21 protein-coding genes and 1 pseudogene are annotated in these 25,956 nt (G+C 71.3%); 13 read left to right on the top strand and 9 right to left on the bottom strand.

Annotated features, from left to right (window positions below; translation table 11 throughout):
• Positions 1-38: 38 nt before the first annotated feature.
• Positions 39-1,430, bottom strand: coding sequence for an MFS transporter (locus K1T34_RS34440; RefSeq protein WP_220238901.1), 1,392 nt, complete (start codon positions 1,428-1,430; stop codon positions 39-41).
• Between the two features lie 435 nt (positions 1,431-1,865).
• Complete coding sequence (locus tag K1T34_RS34445; RefSeq protein ID WP_220238902.1) at positions 1,866-2,339, bottom strand: MarR family winged helix-turn-helix transcriptional regulator; 474 nt, start codon at positions 2,337-2,339, stop codon at positions 1,866-1,868.
• 189 nt (positions 2,340-2,528) lie between these two features.
• Between K1T34_RS34445 and K1T34_RS34450 the strand changes: the two genes are divergently transcribed.
• Genes K1T34_RS34450 through K1T34_RS34465 form a run of 4 tightly spaced genes read left to right on the top strand, consistent with a single transcriptional unit; the run spans position 2,529 to position 5,569 of the window.
• A complete protein-coding gene (locus tag K1T34_RS34450; RefSeq protein WP_220238903.1) occupies positions 2,529-3,578 on the top strand; it encodes an aromatic ring-hydroxylating dioxygenase subunit alpha in 1,050 nt (349 codons plus the stop codon).
• Positions 3,575-3,790 carry a hypothetical protein gene (locus K1T34_RS34455; RefSeq protein ID WP_255637755.1) on the top strand — a complete coding sequence of 72 codons (216 nt, stop codon included), beginning with the start codon at positions 3,575-3,577 and terminating at the stop codon, positions 3,788-3,790. The genes K1T34_RS34450 and K1T34_RS34455 overlap by 4 nt, the downstream gene beginning before the upstream one ends.
• A gap of 21 nt (positions 3,791-3,811) precedes the next feature.
• Positions 3,812-4,753: a PDR/VanB family oxidoreductase gene (locus tag K1T34_RS34460; RefSeq protein ID WP_220238904.1), complete on the top strand. Its 942-nt coding sequence runs from the start codon at positions 3,812-3,814 to the stop codon at positions 4,751-4,753.
• Positions 4,754-4,774: 21 nt separating this feature from the next.
• Positions 4,775-5,569, top strand: coding sequence for an IclR family transcriptional regulator (locus tag K1T34_RS34465; protein WP_220238905.1), 795 nt, complete (start codon positions 4,775-4,777; stop codon positions 5,567-5,569).
• 1 nt (position 5,570) lies between these two features.
• Here K1T34_RS34465 and K1T34_RS54500 read toward each other — a convergent pair whose 3' ends face one another.
• From K1T34_RS54500 to K1T34_RS54510, 3 genes and pseudogenes are all read right to left on the bottom strand, one after another.
• Complete coding sequence (locus K1T34_RS54500) at positions 5,571-6,467, bottom strand: CU044_5270 family protein (RefSeq protein ID WP_220238906.1); 897 nt, start codon at positions 6,465-6,467, stop codon at positions 5,571-5,573.
• A complete protein-coding gene (locus K1T34_RS54505; protein ID WP_304504332.1) occupies positions 6,460-6,564 on the bottom strand; it encodes a sigma factor-like helix-turn-helix DNA-binding protein in 105 nt (34 codons plus the stop codon). Before K1T34_RS54505 ends, K1T34_RS54500 begins: the two co-directional genes overlap by 8 nt.
• A gap of 251 nt (positions 6,565-6,815) precedes the next feature.
• Positions 6,816-7,028: pseudogene (locus K1T34_RS54510) on the bottom strand (RNA polymerase sigma factor); the annotation flags it as partial.
• Between the two features lie 143 nt (positions 7,029-7,171).
• On the opposite strand from K1T34_RS54510, the gene K1T34_RS34480 reads away from it, so the two are divergent.
• Genes K1T34_RS34480 through K1T34_RS34490 form a run of 3 tightly spaced genes read left to right on the top strand, consistent with a single transcriptional unit; the run spans position 7,172 to position 9,701 of the window.
• Entirely contained in the window at positions 7,172-8,254 is a 1,083-nt protein-coding gene (locus tag K1T34_RS34480; protein ID WP_220238907.1) for an ATP-dependent DNA ligase, read from the top strand.
• A complete protein-coding gene (gene ligD, locus K1T34_RS34485) occupies positions 8,251-9,252 on the top strand; it encodes a non-homologous end-joining DNA ligase (RefSeq protein ID WP_220238908.1) in 1,002 nt (333 codons plus the stop codon). Before K1T34_RS34480 ends, ligD begins: the two co-directional genes overlap by 4 nt.
• A 5-nt stretch (positions 9,253-9,257) precedes the next feature.
• Positions 9,258-9,701: a GNAT family N-acetyltransferase gene (locus K1T34_RS34490; RefSeq protein ID WP_220238909.1), complete on the top strand. Its 444-nt coding sequence runs from the start codon at positions 9,258-9,260 to the stop codon at positions 9,699-9,701.
• A gap of 102 nt (positions 9,702-9,803) precedes the next feature.
• On the opposite strand, the gene K1T34_RS34495 is transcribed toward K1T34_RS34490, so the two are convergent.
• The gene (locus K1T34_RS34495; RefSeq protein ID WP_220238910.1) at positions 9,804-10,079 is read right to left on the bottom strand and encodes a hypothetical protein; all 276 of its coding nucleotides are present in this window, start codon (positions 10,077-10,079) and stop codon (positions 9,804-9,806) included.
• 107 nt (positions 10,080-10,186) lie between these two features.
• Positions 10,187-11,227 (bottom strand): GTP-binding protein, encoded by a 1,041-nt coding sequence (locus K1T34_RS34500; RefSeq protein ID WP_220238911.1) that lies wholly within the window; start codon positions 11,225-11,227, stop codon positions 10,187-10,189.
• Between the two features lie 345 nt (positions 11,228-11,572).
• Between K1T34_RS34500 and K1T34_RS34505 the strand changes: the two genes are divergently transcribed.
• The 4 genes from K1T34_RS34505 (at position 11,573) to K1T34_RS34520 (ending at position 16,522) form a co-directional block, all read left to right on the top strand.
• A complete protein-coding gene (locus K1T34_RS34505) occupies positions 11,573-12,718 on the top strand; it encodes a nitric oxide synthase oxygenase (RefSeq protein WP_220238912.1) in 1,146 nt (381 codons plus the stop codon).
• Positions 12,719-12,865: 147 nt separating this feature from the next.
• Entirely contained in the window at positions 12,866-13,372 is a 507-nt protein-coding gene (locus K1T34_RS34510) for a flavodoxin domain-containing protein (protein ID WP_220238913.1), read from the top strand.
• Positions 13,373-13,564: 192 nt separating this feature from the next.
• Positions 13,565-14,854: an MFS transporter gene (locus tag K1T34_RS34515; RefSeq protein ID WP_220238914.1), complete on the top strand. Its 1,290-nt coding sequence runs from the start codon at positions 13,565-13,567 to the stop codon at positions 14,852-14,854.
• Between the two features lie 600 nt (positions 14,855-15,454).
• Positions 15,455-16,522: a PadR family transcriptional regulator gene (locus K1T34_RS34520; protein WP_255637757.1), complete on the top strand. Its 1,068-nt coding sequence runs from the start codon at positions 15,455-15,457 to the stop codon at positions 16,520-16,522.
• A gap of 294 nt (positions 16,523-16,816) precedes the next feature.
• On the opposite strand, the gene K1T34_RS34525 is transcribed toward K1T34_RS34520, so the two are convergent.
• Entirely contained in the window at positions 16,817-17,575 is a 759-nt protein-coding gene (locus K1T34_RS34525; protein WP_220238915.1) for an IclR family transcriptional regulator, read from the bottom strand.
• Positions 17,576-17,673: 98 nt separating this feature from the next.
• On the opposite strand from K1T34_RS34525, the gene K1T34_RS34530 reads away from it, so the two are divergent.
• Positions 17,674-18,783 (top strand): mandelate racemase/muconate lactonizing enzyme family protein, encoded by a 1,110-nt coding sequence (locus K1T34_RS34530; RefSeq protein WP_220238916.1) that lies wholly within the window; start codon positions 17,674-17,676, stop codon positions 18,781-18,783.
• A gap of 113 nt (positions 18,784-18,896) precedes the next feature.
• Positions 18,897-19,925, top strand: coding sequence for an iron-containing alcohol dehydrogenase (locus K1T34_RS34535; protein WP_255637758.1), 1,029 nt, complete (start codon positions 18,897-18,899; stop codon positions 19,923-19,925).
• 329 nt (positions 19,926-20,254) lie between these two features.
• Here the strand turns inward: K1T34_RS34535 and K1T34_RS34540 are convergent, their stop codons facing one another.
• Complete coding sequence (locus K1T34_RS34540) at positions 20,255-25,726, bottom strand: biotin carboxylase N-terminal domain-containing protein (protein ID WP_220238917.1); 5,472 nt, start codon at positions 25,724-25,726, stop codon at positions 20,255-20,257.
• Positions 25,727-25,956 lie beyond the last annotated feature (230 nt).

The raw sequence follows: 25,956 nt of genomic DNA on the forward strand, positions 1-25,956 counted from the left end.
TTTGTGGTGGGTTCGGTTTTTCGGTGTTGCTCGGTCAGTCAGGAGCGCGCCGGGGTCAGGGCGGCGGGCGCCCCTTCGCCGGTGATCTCACTCGTGATCTGCTCGACGGTGCGGCCGCGGGTCTCGAAGGTCGCCACGAGCGCGGCGATCCCGGCGAGGATGGAGATGATCCCGAAGACCAGGAAGAACAGGAACTGCGAAGCGTGCGCCGCCAGGATGAACCCGACGAGCACGGGCATGATGAGGCCGCCGACCTTCTGCCACGCCGCCGCCCAGCCGAGCCCGGTCGCGCGGCTCGCCGTGGGGTAGAGCTCGCTGGCGTAGGCGAAGAGCGTGCTGCCGGCGAGGCCGCTGCCGAAGAACGTGGCCAGCGAACCGAGCACGATCACCGCGCCGGTCGCCGACGTGGTGCCCCAGGCCAGGCAGAACAGTCCACTGAGGATGAATGCCCCGCCGAGGACGACGCGGCGGCCGATCCGGTTGATCAGCTGCCCGGCGAGGATCGCGCCGACCACGCCGGCGGCCGTGATGATCGCCGTGTAGCCGAAGCTCTTGAGCAGGTCCACGCCCTGGCCTTCCAGCACGGACGGCAGCCAGCTCGAGAGCCCGTAGAGGAACGCGCCGGCGCAGACCTCCATGAACCAGATGGCGATCGTGTAGCGCAGGTAGTGCCGGGCGACGAGCGTGCGCACGGTGCCGCTGGTCTCGGGTGCCGAGTGCCGGGCGGCGGGAGCTTCGGTGGGGTTACCGCCTCGGCACAGGCCGCTGACGATGGCCGCCGCTTCGGCGAGGCGCTCGCGGCGCAGCAGGTAGCGGACCGACTCCGGCAGCGTCGCCAGCATGAACACACCGACGAGCACCGGCACGGTGGCGATCACGAACATCGCACGCCAGCCGAACGCCGGCACCACCGCGGTGCCGACCGCGGCCGCCGTCGGCAGCCCGATCAGCCACGCCGCCGTGGCCGCGGTGACGAGCGGGCCGCGGTGGCGCGAGGGCACGAACTCGGCGATGTAGGGCAGGACCACGGCGATCTCGGCGCCGAGCCCGATCCCCTGCAGCGCGCGGAACGTGACCAACGCGCCGAAACTGGGTGCGAACACCGCGGCGAGTGAGAACACGGCGTAGACGATCACCGTGATCGACAGCGGCACCTTCCGGCCGAACCGGTCGGACACCGTGCCGGCGACGGCCGCGCCCACGAGCATGCCCGCGAACAGCGCCGAGGAGAACACCCCGGCCGACTCGCTGGTGAGGTGGAAGGTCTTGATGACACCCGGCAGGATCACGCCGGTCAGGTTGATCACGAACCCGCACAGGAAATGTCCGATGAGGACGGTTACGTAGATCCTCAGGTGCCGTGCGGTGAACGCCGACTCGTCGAGGCGGGAGAGCAGGGAGTGGGACGAGGTCGCGGGGGACGGGGGCATGTGGGGCCACCTCCTTGTGGCTTGGAACAACCCAGGGCTTGTGAAACCCAGCAGCTCGTAGGCGGCGGCTGGTGCTACCCGGTGGCTCCGCGCCGCTCGACGCGGTGGTCGCGCGGCTCGGAACCCGTTGGCCGGCAACCCATCGGCGGTTCAGCGATCCGGTTGGGCAGGCCGGCGGGCTGGTGAGCCGTCGGTCTGCGGTCCGGTCGCATCGGGCTGATCGGTTGCCACCCGATGGCTTCGACGCCTCCGGCACCGCGGCACTCCGAAGCCGCCCGGCTCGGAAGCCGGGCTGTTCGGAGGCCGAGGGACGTCGGCCGGTGGCTCGAAGCCGTCCGGTTCGAAACCTCGTGGTGCAGGGCCGAATGGCCCAGCGTCAAACGGTTCCGACCCGGTGTCGTGCGGTGGTGCTGACCCTCCTTGGGTCTTCTTCCGTCACCGGTCGTCCAGGTTGCCCTGGACGTCGAAGTAGAGCTGCGAGAGCGCGGGCAGCAGCTGGTCGCGCATCTCGGAGGTGAGGCCCGCGGTCAGCTCGGCCGCGAACTTGTCGAGGGTGCGCCGGGCGGTGTCCCGCGCGTTGACGCCCTTGGTGGTGAGCTCGAGTTGCATCGTGCGCCGGCTCGTGGCCGAGGGGCGGCGCGAGAGTAAGCCCTGGTTCACCATCTTGTCGACGCTTTCGGACATCGTCGACGGATTGCGGTGCGCGAGCTTGCACAGCGCCGTGAGCGACGTGTGGCCGCTCCCGACCCTCGAGAGGATCCGGTACTGCCGGATGGTGAGCGGCAGCTCGAGCTCGGCGAGCAGCTCCGTCTGGAGCCGGGTCAAGCGCCCGCCCAGTGCCAGCAAGACCTCGCCGAGGCCCGCTTCCGGGCCCAGCTCGTCGAAGGTCTCAGTGTCGTTGGTGGTCATTTTGGTCCCCGTACGTTCCGGTACCCGAAATAACGATGCCGCCGACTGTACGTCCGCCCCCGCGCTGTGGGAAGGGGTGATTTCGTGACGATGAGAGTCTTTCAGTGGGTGAAAACCCGGATGGTCCCCGGCGCACCGCGGGTGAGAGCTTCGGAAGCCGACCCCGACCGAAGGAGCTCTGAGGCGTCGATGGCAGCGTTTGCCCGAAACCAGTGGTATGTCGCCGCATACGGTCGCGAAGTGGGCCGGGAGCTGTTCTCCCGGACCGTGCTCGGCGAGCCGATCGTCTTCTACCGCACCGAATCCGGCGACGTCGTCGCTCTGGCCGACCGCTGCGTGCACCGCCGCTACCCGCTCTCGGAGAGCCGGCTCGACGGCGACAAGATCGTCTGCGGCTACCACGGCTTCACCTACGACAGCGCCGGCTCGTGCGTGTTCGTCCCCGGCCAGGCACGGATTCCGCGCACCGCACGGGTTCCGTCCTACCCGGTGGTGGAGCAGGACTCGTTCGTATGGGTCTGGATCGGCGAGCGCGAGCTGGCCGACGAGTCCACCATCCCGCGAGCCCCGTGGCTCGCGGACCCGGCCTACACCAGCGTGAGCGGCATGGAACCACTCGCCGCGCGTTACGAGCTGCTGGTGGACAACCTGCTCGACCTGTCGCACGAGACTTACCTGCACGGCGGCTACATCGGCACGCCGGAGGTCGCGAACACGCCGATCACCACGGAGGTCGACGAGGACCGCGGCATCATCTACGTCAGCCGCCACATGGCCGACGCCGAGTGCCCGTCGTTCTACGCCAAGTCCACGGGCATCGAAGGCCGGATCACGCGCTGGCAGGACATCGAGTACCACCCGCCGTGCCTGTACCTGCTGCACAGCCGTATCGCGCCCGTCGGTGTGCTGCCGAACTCCGACGGCACCGACCCCGACGGCTTCCACGTCGAGGTCGTCTACGCGATCACTCCGGAGACCGAGCACAGCACCCACGACTTCTGGGCCGTGGCAAGGGACTTCGCGCTCGACGACGCCAGTGTGTCCGATTTCCTCGCGGAGAACAACCGCACGGTCGTGCTGCAGGACGTGCGGGCGCTCGACATCCTCGAACGCGTCATCGAGGCCGAGCCCGAGGGGTACCAGGAGCTTTCGGTCAACATCGACACGGGCGGGCTGGCGGCGCGCCGCATCCTCAAGAAGATGGCGGCCGGCGAGAGCGCGCAGGTCGTGTCGTCGTGAGCGAGCGCGTGGCGATGCTGCGGGGCGAAAACGTGGTGCGCATCCACTGGAAGCTCGGCACGGACGTGCTCGTCGGCGTTTGTCACTGCGGGGCCGAGCACGAGTCGGAGGACCCGGTCGAGTTGTGGGACTGGCTGCTGGCCCACCCCGTCGGGCACGGCGGTCCGTCGGTGCCGGTGGTCCCGCCTGAGCGCGTGGCCGTCGCTGTCTGAGCGGTTTTGGAGGAGGAGACGATGAGCGTCCTGGCCACGGAGCTGGAGCTCGACGTGGTGCTGGCGGCCCCGGAACGGCTGGCCGACGGCGTCGTCCGGCTGACCCTGCGCGACCCGGCCGGCGCGGCGATGCCGGCGTGGGAGCCGGGTGCGCACGTGGACCTCGTGCTGGGCCCGGATCTCGTGCGGCAGTACTCGCTGTGCGGTGATCCGGCCGACCGGTCGGTGCTGCAGGTGGCCGTGCTGCACGAGCCGTCCGGACGCGGGGGCTCGGCGCACGTCCACGGACTGACCGGTGGCGAGCGGCTGCGCGTGCGCGGCCCGCGCAACCACTTCGGGATGGTGCCTTCGCCGCGCTACTTGTTCGTGGCGGGTGGCATCGGCATCACGCCGCTCGTGCCGATGCTGGCCGCGGCCGAGGCGGCGGGCGCCGAGTGGCGCCTGCTCTACGGCGGCCGCACGCGGGCGTCGATGGCCTTCGCCGCGGAACTGGGCGAACGCTACGGCGAACGCGTGGAGCTCGTGCCGCAGGACGAGCGCGGACTGCTAGACCTCGACGCGGCGCTGGCCGCGGCACCGGGCGCGGCCGTCTACTGCTGCGGCCCGGAACCGTTGCTGGCGGCCGTCGAGCAGCGGTGTGCGCCCGATTTGCTGCACATCGAGCGGTTCACGGCGCTCCCCGACACCGGTCCGCGCGACGCCTTCGAGATCGAGCTCGCCCAGTCGGGCCGGACGTTGGCGGTACCGGCGGACCGCTCGATCCTGTCGGTGCTCGAAGAGTCCGGCGTGCCCGTGTTGTCCTCCTGCCAGGAAGGTACGTGCGGCACGTGCGAGACCGGCGTGCTCGCGGGGGTGCCGGACCACCGCGACTCCGTGCTCACCGGCCCGGAGCGCGAGGCGGGTGACGTGATGATGATCTGCGTGTCGCGCTGCGCCGGCGCGCGACTCGTTCTGGATCTGTGAATCCGCGGGTAGCGTGAGGCGATGACCCGGCAAGCCCCGGCGACGGGCACCTCCGTGACCAGCAAGGTGCTGGCGCTGCTCGAGGCTTTCACCCCGGACGCCGCGGACCTCAGCCTCAGCGAGCTGGCCCGGCGTTCCGGCGTCTCCCTCGCGACCGCGCACCGGCGCGCGGCCGAGCTCGTCGAGTGGGGTGCGCTGGAACGCGACGCGGCTGGGCGCTACCGCATCGGGCTGCGGCTGTGGGAGGTCGCGTCGCTCGCTCCGCGCGGGCTCGGCTTGCGCGACGCGGCGATGCCGTTCCTGGAGGACCTGTACGAGGTCACGCACGAGAACGTCCAGCTCGCCGTGCGCGAGGGCCTGGAGGTCGTGTTCGTCGAACGCATCGCCGGGCGCGACGCCGTGCCGGTCTGGACCCGCGTCGGCGGCCGGTTCGCCTTGCACGCCACGGGCGTCGGCCTCGTCCTGCTCGCCCACGCGCCCGCGGCCGTGCAGGAAGAAGTGCTCGGAGCGCCCCTGCACAGCTACACGCCGAAGACGGTCTGCGACCCGATTCGGCTGCGCCGCACGCTCGCCGAGGTCCGCAAGCTCGGCTACTCCGTCAGCGACGGCCAGGTGACCGTCGACGCCCTCTCCGTCGGCGCCCCGGTCTTCACCGCCGACGGCACGGTCGCGGCGGCAGTGTCCCTTGTGGTGCGTGCCGGCAGCACGCAGCCGGGAGCGTTGGCGCCCGTGGTGATGGCGGCCGCGCGCGGCATCTGCCGGGCACTGGCGGGCGGGCCGGCGCGGGTGTTCCCGGCCGGCCGCACCCGCCCGTGACCTACTGCGGCGGAATGTCCGTCCAGCCCGCGTCGACGCGGGCGGTGCCGGGCGGCGCGATGAGGTACTGCGCGCCGTCGGCGGTGACGTAGACGGAAGTGGCGTTGACGCGACCCGTGGCGGGGTCGACGACGAGGCGCAGGCCGTCCGGCGGAATCGTCAGGCCCTGCCCGCCCGGCACGGCGCCGAGCGTGCCGACACCCGGGTACTCGGAGATCGCCCGGAACGCCGCGGCCCGCACCGCCGGCGGCGCCGGCAGCGTGGACACCAGCGAGACCAGCGACTCGAACGTCGCCCGGTCCCGCTCGGCGGCCGTGAACGGGCCGCCGCTCGTCCGTGCGGCGCTGTGCGTCTCGGCCTCGGCGATCCACGCCTTGAGCGCCGCCGGGTCGGTGGGCAGAGCGCGCAGCTGGGCGTAGGTCAGGTGCACGCCCACGAGCGAGAACGGCTGCGAGCCGGGCATCGGCATCGCCTTCCCGCCGGTCTTCGCGCCGCGGAACCACCAGTGCCCGTCGGGCTTGACCCAGTAGTCCGTGACGGCCGCGCCCGGGCCGGTCTCGGTGATCGTCACGTGCCAGTAGGTGCCCGTCGCGTCGGGCGAGCGCTCGGCGACGGTCGCGGCGGCGAGCAGCACCTGCGGCCCGGACTGGACAACGGGCGGCGCGGCGGGCGGGGCCGGGGCCGCGCTGAACACCGCGACAGCGACGGCCGCGGCCGCGATGGCGCCGGTCCCTCCGGCCAGCCACGCCGCGCGCAGCCCCCGGACCGGCCTCGCGGTGAGGCCGCGGGCGGGCTTGCCGGCGATCCGCTCCTGCAGCCGGCGGCGGCTCTGCGCCACGGCGGCGGGCGTCGGGTCGTCGGCGGCGAGCAGCATTTCGAGCTTCTGCAGGTCATTCATCGCGAGCCTCCTGGGCCAGGATCGGAGCGAGCTTCTGACGGGCGCGGTGCAGCCGGGAGCCGACCGTGCCGGAGGAGATGCCGAGGGCCAGGGCCACCGAGGCCGCTTTTCAATGGCTCCGTCGAGTTGCGCGAGCGCCACGAGCAGCAGCACGTCGCGTTCGCCGCGTGGGAGCTTCGCCAGCGCGGCCGCGAGCGTGCCACGCGCGGCGATCGCCGTGACCACACGGCTTTCGTGGCCCTCACCGGGCTCTGGCGCGACCCCCAGCCGCGTCAGGGCCCGGTAGTGGCGCGCTTCCTTGCGGTGGTGCCCCGCCACCAGGTTCGTGGCGATCCCGAACAACCACGGCCGCAGCTCGCCGCGCGCGGCGTCGAACTTCTGCCGCCGATCGAACGCGATCAGGAACGTCTCCGCCGTGACGTCCTCGGCGTCGCGCGAATCGAGCCGCGCCGCGACGTAGCGGTGGACGGCGGGGTAGTAGCGGTCGTGCACCTCGGTGAACGCCTCGGGTTCCAGCCGGAACCGCGCGGCCAGTTCGGCGTCACCCACCGATGCGGTCATGTCTCTGCCTCGCTCACGCGGGTTTCCTCCCAGTCGGGGACAGCTTTCACCACGTCTTCGCCGCAGCGGGGAAACTTCTTCCCGAACGGGCGAGGAAAGTCAAACCGGTGCTGGTCAGCCGCGACGCGGCCTACGATCGGCGCGTGGAGCTTCCCGTGATGCCGCCGGTGCGGCCGATGCTCGCCAAGGCCGTGCACGAGGTCCCCAGGACCGAGGGGCTCTGGTTCGAGCCCAAGTGGGACGGGTTCCGCTGCGTCGTGTTCCGCGACGGAGCCGAGGTGGAGCTGGGCTCGCGCAACGACCGCCCGCTCACGCGCTACTTCCCCGAGCTGGTCGAGCTACTGGGCGACGCGCTGCCGGAGAAGTGCGTGGTCGACGGCGAGATCGTGCTGGTCACGCCGCGGGGCCTGGACTTCGAGTCGCTGCAGCTGCGGCTGCACCCGGCCGCGAGCCGCGTGCGGAAGCTGGCCGAGGAGACGCCGGCGAGCTTCGTGGCGTTCGACCTGCTGGCCTTGGGCGACCGCGACCTCACGGCCGAGCCGTTCAGCACGCGCCGGCGGATCCTGGAAGACCTGCTCGGCGACAACCCGAGCGGCGGCCTGCAGCGCGTCCACCTGACCCCGCTGACCACGGATCCGGACACGGCCGAGGACTGGTTCACCCGCTTCGAGGGCGCGGGCTTCGACGGCGTGATGGCCAAGCCCGCCGATCAGCCGTACGAGCAGGACAAGCGCGTGATGTGGAAGGTCAAGCACGAGCGCACGGCCGACTGCGTCGTCGCCGGGTTCCGCTGGCACAAGGACGGCCAGGGCGTCGGCTCGCTGCTGCTCGGCTTGTTCGACGACGCCGGCGCGTTGCACCACGTCGGCGTGGCCAGCAGCTTCACGGCCAAAAGGCGCCGTGAGCTGGTCGACGAGCTGGCGCCCCTGCGGGAGAACGCGCTGGAAGGCCACCCGTGGCGCACCTGGGCCGAGTACGAGCCCGAGCCCGGCCGGCGGCCCGGCGCGAACAGTCGCTGGGCGCCGCAGAAGGACCTGTCGTGGGAGGCCGTGCGGCCCGAGTGGGTCGCGGAGGTGCGCTACGAGCACCTGCAGGGCGGCCGGTTCCGCCACGGCGGGCGGCTCGTGCGCTTCCGCCCCGACCGCGAGCCGGCGTCGTGCACATACGCGCAGCTGGAGGAAGCGCCGCCGGCCGAGCTGGCGACGTTGTTCGGGGAGGCGAGATGAGCGGGGTGGCCCTGGAGCTCGACGGCGTCGAGCTGACGATCTCCAGCCCGGACAAGGTGTACTTCCCCGAGCGCGGCGAGACGAAGCTCGACCTCGTGCGCTACTACCAGGCCGTGGCCGGCCCGCTGCTCGACCGCCTCGGCGGCCGGCCTCTGCTGCTGGAGCGCTACCCGGACGGGGCCGGCGGCAAAAGCTGGTTTCAGAAGCGCGTGCCCAAGACCGCGCCCGAGTGGCTCACCACCACCGTCGTCTCCACGCCCAACGGCACCACCAGCGACGCCCTCGTGGCCGCCGACCTCGCCCACGTGCTGTGGGCCGTGAACCAGGGCTGCCTCGGTTTCCACGTGTGGCCGAACCGCGCCGCGTCCCTCGACATCGCCGACGAGCTGCGCATCGACCTCGACCCGTCGCCCGGCATCGGCTTCCCGCAGCTGCGCGACGCGGCGGTGCTCGTGCGCGAGTTCCTGACAGGGCTGGGCATCGAGGTCCACGTGAAGACCTCCGGCTCGCGCGGCCTGCACCTCTACGCCATCCTCGAACCCCGCTGGGACGGCTACCAGGTGCGCGCAGCCGCCGTCGCCCTCGCGCGAGCCCTCGAACGTCGCCACCCGGACCTCATCACGGCCCAGTGGTGGAAGGAGGAACGCGGCGCGCGCGTCTTCGTCGACTTCAACCAGAACGCCCCGCACAAGACGGTTTTCGGCGCGTGGTGCGTCCGCCCGCGGGTCGGCGGCCAGGTCTCCACGCCGATCTCGTGGGACGGCCTCGCCACCGTCGTCCCGGACACGCTGACCCTGACTTCTGTGCCCGCCCTCGTGGCCCAGCACGGCGACCCGTGGGCCGGTGCGAACGACCGGCCGCAGTCGATCGAGCCGCTGCTGGAGCTGTCCCGCTCGGACCTCGCGTCGGGCCTCATGGACGCTCCCTGGCCGCCGGTGTACCCGAAGATGCCGGGCGAGCCGCCCCGCGTGGCGCCGAGCCGCGCGAAGAAGACCTGAGGCGCGTGGACATCGAGCCGTGCGAGACCACCGATCCGGCCTTGCATACCCTCGTCGCCGCCATGACGGCCGAACTCGTCGCCGTTTACGGTCTGCCGCCGGACGCCCGCCCGTCCCCCCTGCCTCCCCGCACCCACTACCTGATGGGCACCGGCGACGGCGTCGCCCTCGGCTGCTGCGCAGTTCAGCCCGAGGTCCAGGGCTGGTGCCTGCTCAACCGCATGTACGTCGCTCCGCCGGCTCGCGGGAGCGGGCTCGCCGCTGCCCTCGTGGCCGCCGCCGAGGACGTGGCCCGCCGGGGCGGCGCCACCGGAATGCGGCTCGAGACGGGCCTGCGGCAACCCGCGGCGATGCGGCTGTACGCGCGCGAGGGCTACCGGCGCGTCGCCGCGTTCCCGCCGCACGAGAACGACCCGGAGAGCGTCTGTTACCAATCCGGCCAAAAGTAGGCCGACCCCCGCGCGGCAACGTAACCGTTGCCAAGAAGCCATTCGGCCGTGGCTGTGGTCTGATTGGTAACGATCGGCACAGTACGCCAAAGACCTCGCCGCTCACTCGAACGGCAGGTCGAAGGCCAACTGATCGCCCGCACCCGGCGGTGCGCCCGAGAGGGTCGCCGCACAGTCCGGGCACGGCGTGACATCGCCGGTGCGCGGGGCCGCGAGGTCGATCGGCGTCCAGGTGCGCGATTCGCGTTCGCCGCAGACGGAGCGGCGGTAGCGCAGGTCGCCGGCGCGGGTCATGAGATGGGCGACGGGTGCGTCGTCCGGCAGGGCGCCGACGAGGTACCAGCGGGTCGCGGTGTGGACTGTGGGGATGGTCGCCATGGAACAGTCCTCCTGGGAGGCCGGTTCAGCTTCATTCCTTCGTCACAGCCATCTTCCGTCGCGGTGCGGCGGAATCCGTGCGTTTCGCGGTGTTCGGCGTGGCGCGGTCAGTCCTCGAGGGACGGTTCGCCCTGGTCAGCCGCCGGTTCGTCGAGGTAACGCAAGATCCGCAGCAGGCCGCGTTCGTCGATCTTGTCGTCCTCGGCCACGCACTCGGTGAGGCGCCGCGTGACATCGTCGGCGTCGAGGCCGGCGCCGATGAGCACCAGTTCGGTGCGGCGCGGACGTCCGGCAGGCCAGGCGGAGCGGTCGAGCTGGATGAAGGCGCCCACGGTGTGCAGCCCGAACCGCGCGCGCGGCCCCAGGTCCACGTGGCCTTTCACGCGGTAGAGGCCGGGCGGGCGCTGTTCCAGGAACGCGAGCAGCCGTCGCGGCGACAGCGGGCGGTCGGCTGTGAAGGTGACGCTCTCGTAGGCCGCGTGGAGGTGCTGCGAGTGGTCGTGGTCGTCTTCGCGCAGGTCGTCGAAAGACAGCTGGCCGTAGCGCTCGCGGGGCTTCGGGTCGAAGAACAGCTGCGGGTCCACCCGGCCGTGGTCGGTCACCAGCACCGGCACCCCCGGCGCGAACTCCTCGACGGTCGCGGTCAGCTTGGCGAGCTCGTCGGACGTGACGCGGTCGGCCTTGTTGACCACGACCAGGTCGGCGATGCGCAGGTGGGCGGCCAGCTCGGGGTGGCGCTCGCGGGTGCTCTCGAACTCCGCGGCGTCCACGACCTCGGCGAGGCCGCCGTAGCGGATGTCGGGGTTCTCGCTGGCGATCATCAGCCGCAGCAGGTCGCGCGGCTCGGCGATGCCGCTGGCCTCGACCACGATCACGTCGATACCGGCTTCGGCGCTCGACAGCCGCCCGAGCATCGCATCGAGCCCGCTCGCGTCGACGGCGCAGCAGAGACAGCCGTTGCCGAGCGAGACCATGGTGTCGACCTGGCCGGACACCGCGAGCGCGTCGATGTTCACGCTGCCGAAGTCGTTGACCACCACGCCGACGCGCGCGCCCTCGCGGTTGGCGAGCAGGTGGTTGAGCATCGTGGTCTTGCCCGAGCCGAGGAACCCCGCGACGAGGACCACCGGGATCCGCTGCCTGGCCACGATCACACCCCTCCCACCATCGCGACGACCTTACCGCCAAGTGATCACGGAACCGCTTCCAGGTCGTGATCAATTTCCGGACACATTGCGCAAGGTTGATGTGACGCATTTATTTCCGCCCCGCTCACCTGCGTCTATCGAATTATCGCGGTGCCGCCGACACATTCGGCGGTTGTCTTGAACGTCGCTTCGGGTACGCTTCCCGGCTTGGCGAAACCCCTGGGGCTACGGGGTTTTTCGCCGTCGACTCGGATCAGCACCGAATGACGGAGGAACAGTGGGTCTTCCCTGCGTGTCGCGGGTTGTGCTTTCGAAGAGCGGAGTAGCCCGGTGACCGTTGCGTCCATGCGAGTGAATTTCGACGCATCGTTACCGCCCGAGAGGGTGACAACCGTCGAATACGGCGAGGCCGAGGAATTCATCCGGCTCTGCCACGCGGAAGCCGCCGTGCCCGGTCTGCGGGTCGACGAGCGGCTGGCGCAGATCAAGGAGGAGATCGCCGAAACCGGTTCCTACCGGCACACCTACGCCGAGCTGGCCCACGGCGCGCGCGTGGCGTGGCGCAACTCCGCGCGCTGCATCGGCCGGCTCTACTGGCGCGGCCTGCGCGTGCGCGACCGCCGCGATGTGCATGACGCCGCGGGGGTCGCCGCCGAATGCGTCACGCACCTGCACGAAGCGACCCGCGGCGGCCGGATCCGGCCCACGCTGACGGTGTTCGCACCGGACAGCCCCACCGCGCCAGGCCCGCGCATCCACAACGACCAGCTCATCCGCTACGCCGGCTACCGCCTCGAAGACGGCTCCGTGCTGGGCGATCCGCAGTACGTCGAGTTCACCGACACCGTGCGAGAGCTGGGCTGGCACGCACCCGAGCGGCGCGGTTCGTTCGACGTGCTGCCGCTGCTCGTCGAGGCCGAACCGGGTTCGCGGCAGCTGTTCGGCCTGCCCACCGACGCCGTGCTGGAGGTGCCGCTGACGCACCCGGACCACCGCTGGTTCGCCGGCCTCGGCCTGCGCTGGCACGCCGTGCCCGCCATCAGCAACATGCCGCTGGAGATCGGCGGCGTGCGCTACTGCGCGGCGCCGTTCAACGGCTGGTACATGGCCACGGAGATCGGCGCGCGCAACCTCGCCGACGTCACGCGCTACAACCTGTTGCCCGTCATCGCCGGCCTCATGGGCCTGTCCACGGACGACGACCGCACGCTGTGGCGCGACCGCGCCTTGGTGGAGCTGACGTTGGCCGTGCAGCACTCGTTCGACCACGCGGGCGTCACCATCGCCGACCACCACTCGGAGTCGCAGCGGTTCCTCACGCACCTCGAACGAGAGGAGCGAGCGGGCCGCTCGTGCCCGGCCGACTGGAGCTGGATCGTGCCACCGCTTTCCGGCGCGCAGACCCCGGTTTTCCACCGCTACTACGACGAACCCGACCCCGCGACGCGTCCGGCGTTCCTCCCGGCCGGTCACGAATCCGACCAGAAGTAATCGGGAACAGTTGCCGTGTCCGGCAACCGTTCCCGCCGTGACTGTGGCCGGATCGAAATCGGGACAACGCAGTAATGGGAACAGCCGTTCGGCGGATCGTGGCGAACTGGGGGAGCCGACGGTCCGCCGAGGGCGGACAATGGGGACATGACCGCAGTGCTCGTCGCCCACGCAGGCAAGACCGGCGGCACCCGCGAGATCGCCGAGGTGGTCTCGGAAGAACTGCGCGCCTTCGGTCACACCGTGGACACCCGGGACGCGGCCGACGTCGCCGACGTCACCCCGTACACGGCCGTGGTGGTCGGCAGCGCGCTGTACTACTCGCGCTGGCGTCCGTCCGCGGTCCGGCTGCTGGAGCGCAACGTGGCGGCCCTGCGTGAGCGTCAGGTCTGGCTCTTCCACAGTGGCCCCTGCGGCCCGGGCGCCTCCCTGGTGCACGTAAGCCTTCCCGCGTCCGTGGCGCTCCTGGCGGCGAGCATCGACGCGGAACGCACCACGACCTTCGGCGGGCGGCTCGACCCGGCGCTCGTCCGGGGGGTTCTGCCGCGGCTGATGGCGCGCGGGTCCCGCGGCGGCGATTTCCGCGACTGGGCGCGGATTCGCACGTGGGCCCGCGACGTCGGGCACCACGTGAGCTCGCACGTTTCTCTCTGAGCATTTGCCAGTTTCACCAGTGACGATCATCTTCGTGACCTTCGCACGCCCTGCTCCGGCCGCGCCGGAATCCGCGCAAAACCCTTGAATGCCACCAAAACCGCCAAACCACATCGGTTGCCCGGTCACTCACTCAGGTGTAGACCAACACCGGCGACACCTCGAAACTCACCAACGAGCAGGGGGACTCCGGTGCCGGATGCCACGGCGGGCAAGAAACCCAAACTCACGTCGGACCAGCGCAACGCGTTCATCGCCGCCTGGCTCGGGTGGACCATGGACGCGTTCGACTACTTCCTGGTCGTGTTCATCCTGGCGGACATCGCCAAGGACAAATCCTTCGGCGCGACCGCGACCCAGCTCGCGTTCATCACCACCGCGACGCTGGTGATGCGGCCGGTGGGGGCGCTGGTGTTCGGGCTGTGGGCGGACCGCGTCGGGCGGCGGATCCCGTTGATGGTGGACGTGCTGCTGTACTCCGTCGCCGGTGTGCTCTGCGCGGTGGCGCCGAACTTCACCGTGTTGCTGATCCTGCGGTTCATCTACGGCATCGGCATGGGCGGCGAGTGGGGCCTGGGCGCGGCGCTGGCCATGGAGAAGATTCCGGTGCAGCGGCGCGGGTTCTTCTCGGGGGTGCTGCAGGCCGGCTACTCGAGCGGTTACCTGGTGGCCGCACTGGCGTACCTGCTGTTCCACACCGCCCTCGACCTGGACTGGCGCTGGATCTTCGTGCTGAGCGTGTTCCCGGCGCTCATCAGCCTGCTGATCCGCGCGCGAGTCAAGGAATCCGAGGTGTGGGTGGCCGCGCAGGAGAAGATGCGGGTCACGCGCACGTCGGTGAAGGACGTGCTGCTCAACGCGAAGGTCATCCGCCGCTTTGCCTATTTGATCGTGCTGATGACGGCGTTCAACTGGCTCAGCCACGGCACCCAGGACGTCTACCCGACGTTCCTCAAGTCCACCGAACACGGCGGCGCCGGCCTGAGCACCTCGACGAGCACGTGGATCGCCGTGATCTACAACATCGGCGCGATCATCGGCGGCCTCACCTTCGGCGCCCTGTCGGAACGCTTCGGGCGGCGCGTGACGATCGTCAGCGCCGCCGTACTGGGCCTGCCGATCATCCCGATCTTCGCCTTCGACCACGGCGCGGGCATGCTGGCGCTCGGCTCGTTCCTCATGCAGATCATGGTGCAGGGCGCCTGGGGCGTCATCCCGGCCCACCTCACCGAAATGTCGCCCGACGCGATCCGCGGCTTCTACCCCGGCGTCACCTATCAGCTGGGCAACCTGCTGGCCGCGCTGAACCTGCCGATCCAGCAAGCCATCGCGCAGTCGCAGGGCTACTCGGCCGCTCTCTTGTGGACAGTCATCCCGGCACTGGTCTGCGTCGCCGTACTGACCGCCGTGGGCAAGGAAGCCAAGTCCATCCGCTTCGGCACCGAGGCTGCGACCACCGCACCGGCGACCAGCGCGCAGTAGTTCAGGTCGGCTCTGCCCCGTCTCGTCCTGTCTCGGCGCCGCCCCGCCTCGCCCTGTCAGCCCGTTCTGCCCAGCCCCGTCCCGCCCTGCCTCGCCGTGTCCTGCCAGTCCTGTCCTGCCCGGCGCGGCCCCGCCCCGCCAGCCCGTCCTGCCCCGCCCCGCCCTGCCCCGCCAGCCCGTCCTGCCCCGCCCTGCCCTGCCCCGCCCGGTCTCGGCGTCGCCCCGCCCTGCCAGCCCGTCCTGCTCCGCCCTGCCCGGTCTCGTCTCGGCGCCCCGCTCTGCCGGCCCGTCCTGCCCTGCGCTGTCCCGTCCAGCCCCGTCCCGTCTCGGCGCCGCTCGCGCCTCACGTGCGGCCCTGCACTCGGGCGCACCGACGTCCGTACGGCGCGGTCGGCCGGCATCACCACGCGGCCGAGCCCCCACGGTGATCACGCCCTCGCCGTCTCCACCCACCGCCTCGCCCCGGCCGACATCGCCCTCCGCGTGCTTCCGGCCCACGGGCTGCCGGTCGCCCTTCACTGCGCTGACCTGCAGGGTTGCCGACGATAGGCTGCCGATATATCGTGGCTATGTCGGCGATAGCACACGAAGGGATTTCTCATGACCAGGACAGCAGGCACCCACCACATGTTCAACGGCTTCGGCGGCCCACAGCACCCCGGCAACTTCGACAGCCACCACCCCGCCCGCTTCGGCTTCACCCACCACGCCCCCAGCCACGACGACGAGCATCACGGATTCGGCCACCGCGGCCCTGGCGCGCCCGACCACTTCGGCGGCCACCAAGGCCCCGTCAACGGCTTCGAGCACCACGGCTTCGGCCACCACGGCCCCGGAGCCCCCGAGCACTCCGGCAGGCCGGAAGGCTCCGGCGAGTTCGAGCGGTTCGGCTTCGGCGAGCACCACGGCTTCGGCCACCACGGTCCTGGCGCCCCCGATCACTTCGGCGGCCACCACGGCCACAGCCACTTCGGCGGCCACCACGGTCCCGGCCACTTCGGCGACCTCGGCGATCCCTTCGGCTTCGCGCCCGATGCGGCGCGCGGGCCGGGCGGGTTCCCGCCGCCTCCGCCGATGCCGCCGGTCCCGCCGGGGCCCGGATTTCCCGGCGGCCCGGGTTTCGGCGGCTTCCCTGGTGGCCCCGGCGGTCCGCGCGCGTGGTTCGGCGACGGCCGCCAGTGGGGCGGCCGCGGCTCCCGCGGCCCGGCGCGGCCCGTGCGCCCGGCAGTACTCGCCTTGCTCGCCGAAGGCCCGATGCACGGTTACCAGCTCATGCAGGAAATCCGGCGCCGCTCGAACGAAGAGTGGCGCCCGAGCCCCGGTTCGATCTACCCGATCCTGCAGCAGCTGGAGGACGAGGGCCTCGTCCGCTCGGCCGAGGAGGGCGGCCGCCGCGTCGCGCATCTGACCGAGGCGGGGCGCGAGCACGTCGCCGGCCGGGAGGAGGAGTTCGCGGCGCTGTGGGCCTCCCACGCTCCCGAAGACGACCCGGCCGCCGACCGCTTCGCCGCCCTGCACAAGCAGCTCGGCGACCTCTGGGCCGCCGCAGGCCAGGTCGCGTACACCGGCACCGACTCCCAGGCCGCCGACATGCGCAAAATCCTGGCCGACGCGCGCCGCCGCCTCTACGCCCTGCTCGCCGAAGACCAGGACGACCCCGAAGACTGACCACCACAAGGGCGCCGAGTCCACAGTGGACTCGGCGCCCGCAGTCACGTCGGCGCCCCGCCGTCACGTCGGCGCCAGGCAAGCTCGGCACGGGCTCGGTTCCCCGTCGTTCGGCCTGCGACATCGACACCCACCGCCGACGTGCCGTGTTTTGGAGCACGAGCACTCAGACGCGGCGGCAGTTCTCTGTTGCGCCGAAGCAAATGCCCGGCATCGACGTACCGAAGCATCCGCGCCGCAGCACCCAACCCGAATCACCCGGGATCGATGCCCGGCGTCGAACTCCGGCGCCCGTCAGGTCATCCGGCCAAGCGGTGGCTCCGGCTCCCACCCCAGATGCGCCGACACCACATCCGCCGCCGCGATCGTCCGGCGCCCCGCCGCCGCCAGCCGCGAACCGATCCGCGCATCCGGCGCCGAGATGTTCAACGCCGCCACCACCCGCCCCCGGAAGTCCCGCACCGGAGCCGACACACCGGACAGCCCGGGCTCGAACTCCTCCACCACCCGGGCAAACCCCTCGTCACGCGCGTGACGGATCGTGGCCCACAGAGTGGGCAGCGCGGGATGGCCGGGGAACCGCACGTAGAGCTCGTCAGGCGTCGCGTCGAACAGCAGGATGCGCCCGGCCGAGGTGCGGTCGGCCGGCACACCGCGGCCCTCCCATTCGTGGACGCGGAACGAGTGCCCCGACACCGAAAGCAGCGTCAGCACCTCGCGGTCGCGAAGCACGCACAGGTGGCTCGTCTCCTCCAGGTCCGCCGACAGCGAGTGCATCACGGGCTCCGCGGCGCGCACCAGACGGTCCTCCGCACTGCGCGCGACCAGTGAAAACAGGCGCCGGCCCATGCGGTAGCGGAGGGTGTCGGGGTCGCGCTCGACCACGCCCTCCAGCGCCAGCGCCTTGAGCGCGCGCGAAACCTGACTCTTCTCGCGCCCGGTCAACGAAGCCAGCCGCACCACGCCGAGGCCGCCCGAGCGCTGGGCCTCGGCCGAGGCCAGCGCCTCGAGCAGGTCGAGGTCGCGGCGCAGGCCGTGCCCGGACACTGTCATGGCCGAACCCTAAGCCGAGTTGGCCTGAGCGCAACACACGTTGCGATGTCCCGCGCACCCTTGTCGGCCCGCCCGGCGCGCTCGTAGCGTCGAAACCGATGAAGATCACCGCGATCACCCTCGACCACCTGCGCCTGCCGCTCGACCCCCCGCTGCGCGCGGCGTGGGATCCCGAGCCACGGCGGCACTTCGACGCCACGATCGTGCGCGTCCACACCGACGAAGGCGTCACCGGCATCGGCTCCGGAGACACGATGGCGGGCTTCGAGGCCGTGGAGCACCTGTTCGTCGGCACCGACCCGCTCGACATCGTCCGCCACGTCAAAGCCATCGAGACGGCCAACTTCCACGGCGGCCGCTACTGGCCGCTCGAAGCCGCGCTCTGGGACGTGATCGGCCAGGTCGCCGGCCTGCCCGTCGCCACGCTCTTCGGGAACTCCGCGCAGTCGCTGCCGGTCTACGCGTCCTCGGCAGAGCTCAAGCCGCCGGCGGAACGCGTCGAGGCAGCGCAGCAGGCCCGTGAAGAAGGCTTCCGCGCGCTCAAGATCCGCATCGATCGCGACCACGCCGACGAAGGCGTCGAGACCGTCGCCGCCGTGCGTGATGCGCTCGGTTCGAATTTTCGCATCATGGTGGATCTCAACCAGTCGTGGCGGATGGCCGGTGACACCGCGCCCGCCGCCGACCTCGCCGCGACCCGCCGGCTTGTGCGCCGTCTGGCCGAACTCGACGTGTTCTGGGTCGAGGAACCCTTGCCCTATGCCGATGTCGAAGGTTTTCGCACCCTGCGTTCGGAAAACCCCGGCTTGCGCATCGCCGCGGGAGAAATGCACCACTCGGTACCCGACTTGTTGTCCTATCTCGAACAGGACGTGCTCGATATCTACCAGATGGACGCCGTTCTCGCGGTGGGAATGCACCGCGCCCGCACACTCGCCGAGGTGGCGGAATTCAAACATCGCGCGTTCACGCCGCACAGCTGGACCAACGGCATCGGCCTGCTCGCAAACCTGGCGCTCGCGGCGGGCGTCGGCGCCGGCCCGTACCTGGAGTTCCCGTACGACCCACCCGGCTGGACTCCGGAACGACGCGACTTCATGCTCGCCGAACCCCTGACGATCACCCCGGGCGGCGAGCTCGCCGTGCCACCACGGCCCGGGCTCGGCGTCGAACTCGACGAGGAGGCGGTGGACCGATGGCGGATCTGACCCACGAAGACTGGCTGGCCGCGGCGCAAAACCTGGCTCCCGAGACCAAGACCACCTGGCTCGACCTCGCCTGAGTTGTCGACTTGTCCACCTCTCCCGGGAAAGGGGCACGCGTGGTGCGGACCGAGTTCGGGCCCGGCTTCGTCGAACGGCTGCCGGAGTTCGCCGCCGAGCTGGGCGGGTCGCGGGTTTTCGTGGTGACCGACCGCGGCCTGCGCGCGACGGGCATCGTCGGGCGCGTCGAGAAGATCTTCGCCGCGGCCGGCGTCGAATGCCTTGTGCACGAAGACATCGGTCCCAACCCCGCGACGACCGAGCTCGACCGCGGCGCCGCCCGCTTGCGCGAATACGGGGCGGCCGTCGTGATCGCCCTCGGCGGCGGGTCCGCTTTGGACGCGGCCAAAGGCATCTCGCTGCTGGCCGGCAACCCCGGCTCGCTCGCCGCCGACGCCGACACGCTGTGGTCCGCTTCGGACGGACTGCCGATCGTCGCCGTGCCGACGACGTCGGGCACCGGCGCGGAGACCAACGGTTTCGGCGTGGTGGAAGACACCCGCTTGTGCTGGAAAGTCTACATCGGACACGAATCCGTCCGGCCGCGGATCGCCGTGCTCGACCCTGAGCTCACACTCGGCCTCCCCGCCCCGATCACCGCCGCCACTGGCCTCGACGCCCTCGTCCACGGCGTCGAATCCCTCGCCTCCCGCGGCGCCGACGCGGTGTCGACCGCCGACGCCGCCCGCGCCGTCGCCCTCGTCGGCGCGTGGCTCCCGATCGCCTACCGCGACGGCGCCAACCTGGAGGCCCGCTCCCAGCTCATGCTCGGCGCGCACCTCGCGGGCCACGCCTTGACGCGCTCCGGCCTCGGCCTGGTCCACGGCCTCGGCCACGCCATCACCGCCCGCACCGGCACCCCGCACGGTGTCGCGCTGGCCGCCGTGCTGGAGGAGGTCATGACCTACACGGCCCCTTCGCGGTCACCGCCTACGCCACCGTCGCCGACTCCCTCCGTGCCCCGACCGCCGTCGACGCCGTCCGCGCGATCTCCACGGCTGTCGACCTCAAACGCCCGCTGCGCGCCTTCGGCCTCACCCGCGCCGACCTGCCCGCGGTCGCCTCGGCCGCCCTGGCGGACGCGGTGACGAAAAACGCGCCTCGCTCACCGCGGCAAGACGAGGTCGAGGAGCTGCTCGCCTCCGTCTATTGAGGACAAAACCGGCCGCCGAACTGCGAGTCCGATTCGCCCGGCAGCTGCGCGAGACTCCACCTGGGCGACGTGCGCCTCGGGCCCATCGGGACGCGGTGCCTCGGCGTGCGCAGTGAGGCCCTCGACCGGGACGCCTTCGCGTCCTGGACCGCCGTCGTCATCGGCGTAAGCCCGCACGTGGCCGGCGTTTCCGCCTCCGTCTACTGAGGACAAAGAAAACGCCGGACCCCATCCAGGACCCGGCGTTTCCCTAAAACACCAACCTCAGCGCTTCAACCCGTGCTCGATCGCCTCCACGATCCGTGGCCGCAGGTCCGTCACGCTGACGATCGCGTCGACCGAGCCGACCTCCACCGCGCGCTGGATGCTGTGCACGCGGTCGAACTCGGCGGCCACCTCGCCCAGCTTCTCGGCGCGTACGGACGACTGCACCTCCGCCAGCTCGGCCGCGCAGGCCGCGCGTTCGGCGCCGTTCAGCTCGCCCAGCCGCGCCTGCAGCGAGGAGACCCGCGGGTCGTTCGCCGTGCGCGTGGTGACCTCGCCCGAGAACACCACCGCGGCGGCCGGTGCGCCGCCCAGCACGGAGGCGAAGGAGCCCTCCAGGGCGAGCACCGTCATGTTCGGGTTGAGCGCCTTGGAGAACACCACGAACGCCCCGCCGTGGTAGCGGGAGATCACGGTGAAGACGATCGGGCCGTCGAAGTTGACGATCGCGCGGCCGATCTCGGCGCCGTACTCCAGCTGGAGCTTGCGCATGGACTCGGGGGAGCCGTCGAAGCCCGACAGGTTCGCCAGCACCACCAGCGGACGGTTGCCGCTGGCGGAGTTGATGGCGCGGGCGGCCTTCTTGGACGAGCGCGGGAACAGGGTGCCCGCGGTGTAGGTGTCCGGGCCGTCGGTGGGCGGGAAGCCGCGGCGCGGCACCGAGCGCGACTCGATGCCGAGCAGGCACACGGGGTGCCCGCCGATGTGGACGTCCTGCACGGCCGCCGTGTCCGCGTCTCCCATACCGGCCCAGCGCTCCAGCACCGGGTGGTCCTGGTCGGACAGCGCGCGCATCACCGTACGGATGTCGAACGGCTTCTTCCGGTCCGGGTTGTGCTCGGCCGAGAAGATCTGGCCCACCGTGGTGAAGTCGCTGCCGACGATCGCGTGCGGGAAGTCCGACACGTCGCGGTTCACCGGGTCCGACGTCGCCGCCGTGCGCGGGCCGGGTTCGCCCGGGACCACGTAGGTGTGGTCGTAGTGGGACATCAGCACGTCGCGCGCCCCCGCCAGGTTCGGCGCCCAGTACTGCGCCTGGCCGTTGGGGCCCATCACGCGGTCGTAGCCGCCGATGCCGAAGTTGTCCTCGGCCGACACGCCGCCGGAGAAGTCGAGCGACTGCTTGCCCGTGAGCACCATCGCGGAATCCGGCGTCATGACCAGGATTCCCTTGGTGTGCATGAGCATCGTCGCTTCGGCGTTCCAGTACGGCTGGGCGCCCACCGTGATGCCGGCGACGACGATGTTGATCTCGCCGCCCGCCTGCGTGAACTCGACGATCCGCTTCAGCGCGGCCGCCACCCAGTCCATGTTCTCCACGCCGGAGTCCATGGAGATCTTGGCCCCGGCCGACAGCGCGAACCACTCCAGCGGCACCCGCATCCGCTCGGCGAGGTCCAGCGCGGCGATCACCCGCGCGCACTCCGGCTCCGCGAGCGCGCCGAGGGACTTCGTCGGGTCGCCCAGCAGCACCACCCGCGTGAGTCCCTCGGGCACCCGCTCGGTCGGCGTGGAGACGACACCCGCGACGATCCCGGCCTTGTTGCGGCCCTTCGGCCGGTCGACCGGCACCAGCGCGCCGGCGTCGTCGAGGTCGTGCTCGGTGAACGTGCCCTCGCCGGCCAGCATGTCGGTGAGCTCGTACGGGTAGACGGTGTCGCGGCGAGCCGCGCGCAGCACCTTCTGGCGGTAGTCGTCCAGCGGCTGCACCGGTTCGTGCGAAGGCTCGCCGACCGTCAGCCGGACGCCGGAGCCGACCTCGTTGCGGATCGTCACCGCCAGCTCGGTCAGCTCGCCCGTCTCCGGGTTGCGCCGCCGCGCCAGGAACTGGATCTCCTCCAGGCCCGCGCCCGCCGTCGACGGCAGCACCCGCTGGGCGAGCAGGTTCAACTCGTCCATGGTGAGGTCGCTCGGCGGCCACACGTAAACGACGATCCGGTTGGTGTCGAAGCGTTTCCGGGCCGGGCGCTGCGCCTGCACGTTGCGGATCGCGTCGAGGCACGCGGCCAGCGTGTCCTCGGCCGCGGGCAGCGACACGAGCCGGCCGTCGGCCTCACGCAGCGGCGTCAGGTCGCGCACCTGCGCCATCGCGACGAGGCGCTCGTCTGCCGGGTTGGCCTGCGCGACGCACTTGAACAGGTACACCTCTTCGTCGGCCGAAGGCAGGCGCGTGAGGTCGAACTCCTGCAGCCGTTGCAGCTGCATCCGCTCGGCCACACGCGGGTGCAGGCCGCGGATCAGCCGGTCTTCCGCGAAGCCTTCAGCGCAGCGGCGGAACGTGAAGTGGTGGTGCATCACGGCCCCGCCGCCTCCGGCGACGGTGGTGGTGATGCGCGTGATCGTCTCCGGCAGCGGCTGCGCGGCGATGACCTCGCCGAGGCGCGCGGCGATCGCGTCGGAGTCGGGCTGGTCGGCCCACGTCACGTAGATGTCAGCCACCGCGTACGTGCCGGCGTCTTTCGCGAGCTCACCCGCGGCGCGGACGGCGGCGGGCAGGTGGGCGAAGTCGACGGCCGTGGTGACCACCCGGGCGGGCTCTGCGTGCTCCGCGGTGACGAACACACACTCGGCGACCTCGCGCCGTTCGATTTCGGACAGGCTCTTGTTGCCGTAGTAACGCCGGGTGAGAACTTCCAGCAGCGGCGCGGGATCCGTGCCCGGCCGGCCGATGCGCTGGCCGAGCAGCCGCACCAGCGGCTCGGAGCTCGACACCATGCCGGCGATGAGCTCCGCGCGGTCCGCCGCGTCCGGGTTGCGGTCGAGGTGCTTGAGGCTCTGGCGGACCTCGGCGTAGACCTCGGCGCGGGCGCGGCGCAGCAGCGGCTGGGCGAACCAGCGGAACACCACACCGCGCGCGAAGTCGCTCACGGCCGGGTGGCGCACCTGCGTGGCGGCCACGAGGTGCTCCAGCGCCAGGCCGGCTTCCTCGCGCAGGTCGCCGGTGGGCGGCGCCTCCGTGAGCCACTGCCGCAGCAGCGCCGTGACGATCGCGACGTCCGACGAAGCCCGTTGCTGGGCCAGGAAAATGCGGAAGACCGCCTCCTCCAGCTCCGGTGTGCGCTCCAGGTCGGCCACGCCGTAGTGGCCGAGCACGCGGCGCAGGCGGGCCTGGAACGTCTCGGGCAGCCCGGCTCGCTCCACGTCGAGGCTCTGCAGGTACGTGTGGAAGTACTCGCGGGCGCTGTGCACCGGGCTCGCCGGGCTGACGTCTTCGCCGGCCGGCTTGTTGCGCGTGAGCTCCGACAGGTCGGCGAACACGCCCAGCAGCCCCACCTCGCCCGCCAGCGGCCGGGTCGCCCCCTGCTCGGCGCGCGCGGCGAGGTAGCCGGCGAGCGTGCGGCGCTGGTCGTGCGGGTCCACGTCGAACCCGAGCAGCAGGCCGCGCAGGTCCTGCAGCCCACGGGCCGCGCGGTCGGCGGCGGAGGCGGCCGTGGGCTCGGCGGGCAGCTCGATCTCCACGACTTCGCCGGCGTCGGCGGTTTCCTCTGCCTCGTCCTCGTCGGCCAGCGGCTCGAGGCGCATCAGCGCGGCGCCGGTCTCGACCTGGCTGCCGACCGACACGGGCAGCTCCCGCACGCGAGCACGGAACGGCGCGCGCAGCACCGTCTCCATCTTCATGCTCTCCAGCACGACGATCGGGGCTCCTGTGTCCACCTCGTCGCCGACCGACAGCGGCGTCGCGACCACCAGCGCGGGTGCGGGGGAGCGGACGACACCGCCCTCGTCGCGGCTCACGCGGTGGGTGATGCCGTCGACCTCGACCAGGTGGATCGGGCCGTGGGTGGCGGCGACGAGGCGGAACCGCGTGCCGTTCACGGTGATCTGGCCGCTGTGGGAGTCGAAGCGCTCGATCTCGACGTCGGCCGGGTGCACGTCGCCGCCGCCGCTGATGCCGACGCGGAAGCGCTTCGGCCCGATGCGCGCGACGCTCACGCGGTAGGCGACGCCGCGCAGCTTCAGGTCGAGCGGGCGGCCGCTCTCGAACTGCACCTGCGGACGGCCGCCGTGCGCGGTCGAGAGCAGCCGGACGCGGGCGATCTCTTCCTCGTCCTCGTAGGCCTCGATGGCCGCGGCGGCGAGCGCGATCGCGGAGTGCTTGCTGGTGACCAGGCGGCCTTCGGCGCGGACGCGGTCGATCCAGCCGGTGTCGGCGCTGGCGTCGATCACCTCGGGCTGGTCGAGCAGGTCGAGCACGAAGCTCTTGTTGGTGGCGCCACCCTCGATGATCACGGTCGTCTCGGACATCGCGCGGCGCAGGCGGGCGAGCGCCTGGTCGCGGTCGCGGCCGTAGGCGATGATCTTGGCGATCATCGAGTCGAAGTCGGCGGGGATCGTGTCGCCTTCGCTCACGCCGGTGTCGACGCGGATGCCCGGGCCGGCCGGCAGCAGCAGCCGCGCGATGTGTCCGGGCGACGGGGCGAAGTCGCGGTCGGGGTCCTCGGCGTTGAGCCGCGCCTCCACGGCGTGGCCGAGCTCGGCCGGCTGCTCGCCCTCGAGCTTTCCGCCCGACGCGACGTGCAGCTGCAGCCGCACCAAGTCCGTGCCGGTGGTGATCTCCGTGATCGGGTGTTCCACCTGCAGTCGGGTGTTCACCTCGAGGAAGGCGAACAGCTTCTCGCCCGGGTGGTAGAGGAACTCGACGGTGCACGCGCCGCGGTAGCCGACCTTGACCGCGAGCCGCTCGGCCGAGGACTTCAGCTCGGCCGTCTGCTCCGGCGAGAGGACCGGCGACGACGACTCTTCGATGATCTTCTGGTTGCGCCGCTGCACCGAGCAGTCGCGCACACCCAGCGCCCACGCCGTCTCGCCGTCGGAGATCACCTGGACCTCGACGTGGCGGGCGCCCGTGACCAGGCGCTCCAGGAACACGATGCCGCTGCCGAACGCGCGCAGTGCCTCCTGGCTGGTGCGCTCGTAGGCGTCGGTGAGCTCGTCGGCCGAGGACACCTTGCGGATGCCGCGCCCGCCGCCGCCCGCGGTGGCCTTGAGCATGAGCGGGTAGCCGATCTTGTCACCGGCCGCCAGCGCGTCTTCGAGCGTCGCGACCTCGCCGCGGCTCCACGGCGCCACCGGGACGCCGACCTCCTCGGCGATCAGCTTCGCGCCGATCTTGTCACCGAGCTGGCGCATGGCGTCGGCGCTCGGCCCGATGAAGGTGACCCCCACCTTCTCGCACAGCTCGGCGAACGCCGGGTCCTCGGCGACGAAGCCCCAGCCGACCCACGCGGCGTCGGCCTTCGTCTCAACCAGCGCCTTCTCCAGCTTGGCGAGATCGAGGTACGGGCGAGCCGAGGCCGGCCCCAGCGAGTAGGCCACGTCGGCCTCCCGCACGAACGTCGCGGACCGGTCCGCGTCCGTGTAGAGGGCGACCGTCTCGATCCGTGTACCGGTCTCCGCGGAAAGATCTCGGACAGCGTGGATCAACCGCATTGCGGCTTCCCCGCGGTTCACGATGGCGACACGACTGAACACCGGACTGAGCCTCCCAAGTACCCACGCGCAGCAGGCGACGTCCGTATCCGGATCGTCGCCTGTCTTCGCTTACACCCTGCTCCCTTACCGGCGGGTACACCAATGTCGTGCATGGCGCATGCCGGAGCCGCTGCATTGTGGGAACCCGCCAAAAAGTTGCCCAGGCCACACTGCCGGGGACACGTTTCGCGCGAGGTCTGCCACAAACCACCCGGTAAACGTACGGCGCT

Origin of the sequence: Amycolatopsis sp. DSM 110486 (assembly GCF_019468465.1) — a bacterium.
In the GTDB taxonomy this organism is placed as follows: domain Bacteria; phylum Actinomycetota; class Actinomycetes; order Mycobacteriales; family Pseudonocardiaceae; genus Amycolatopsis.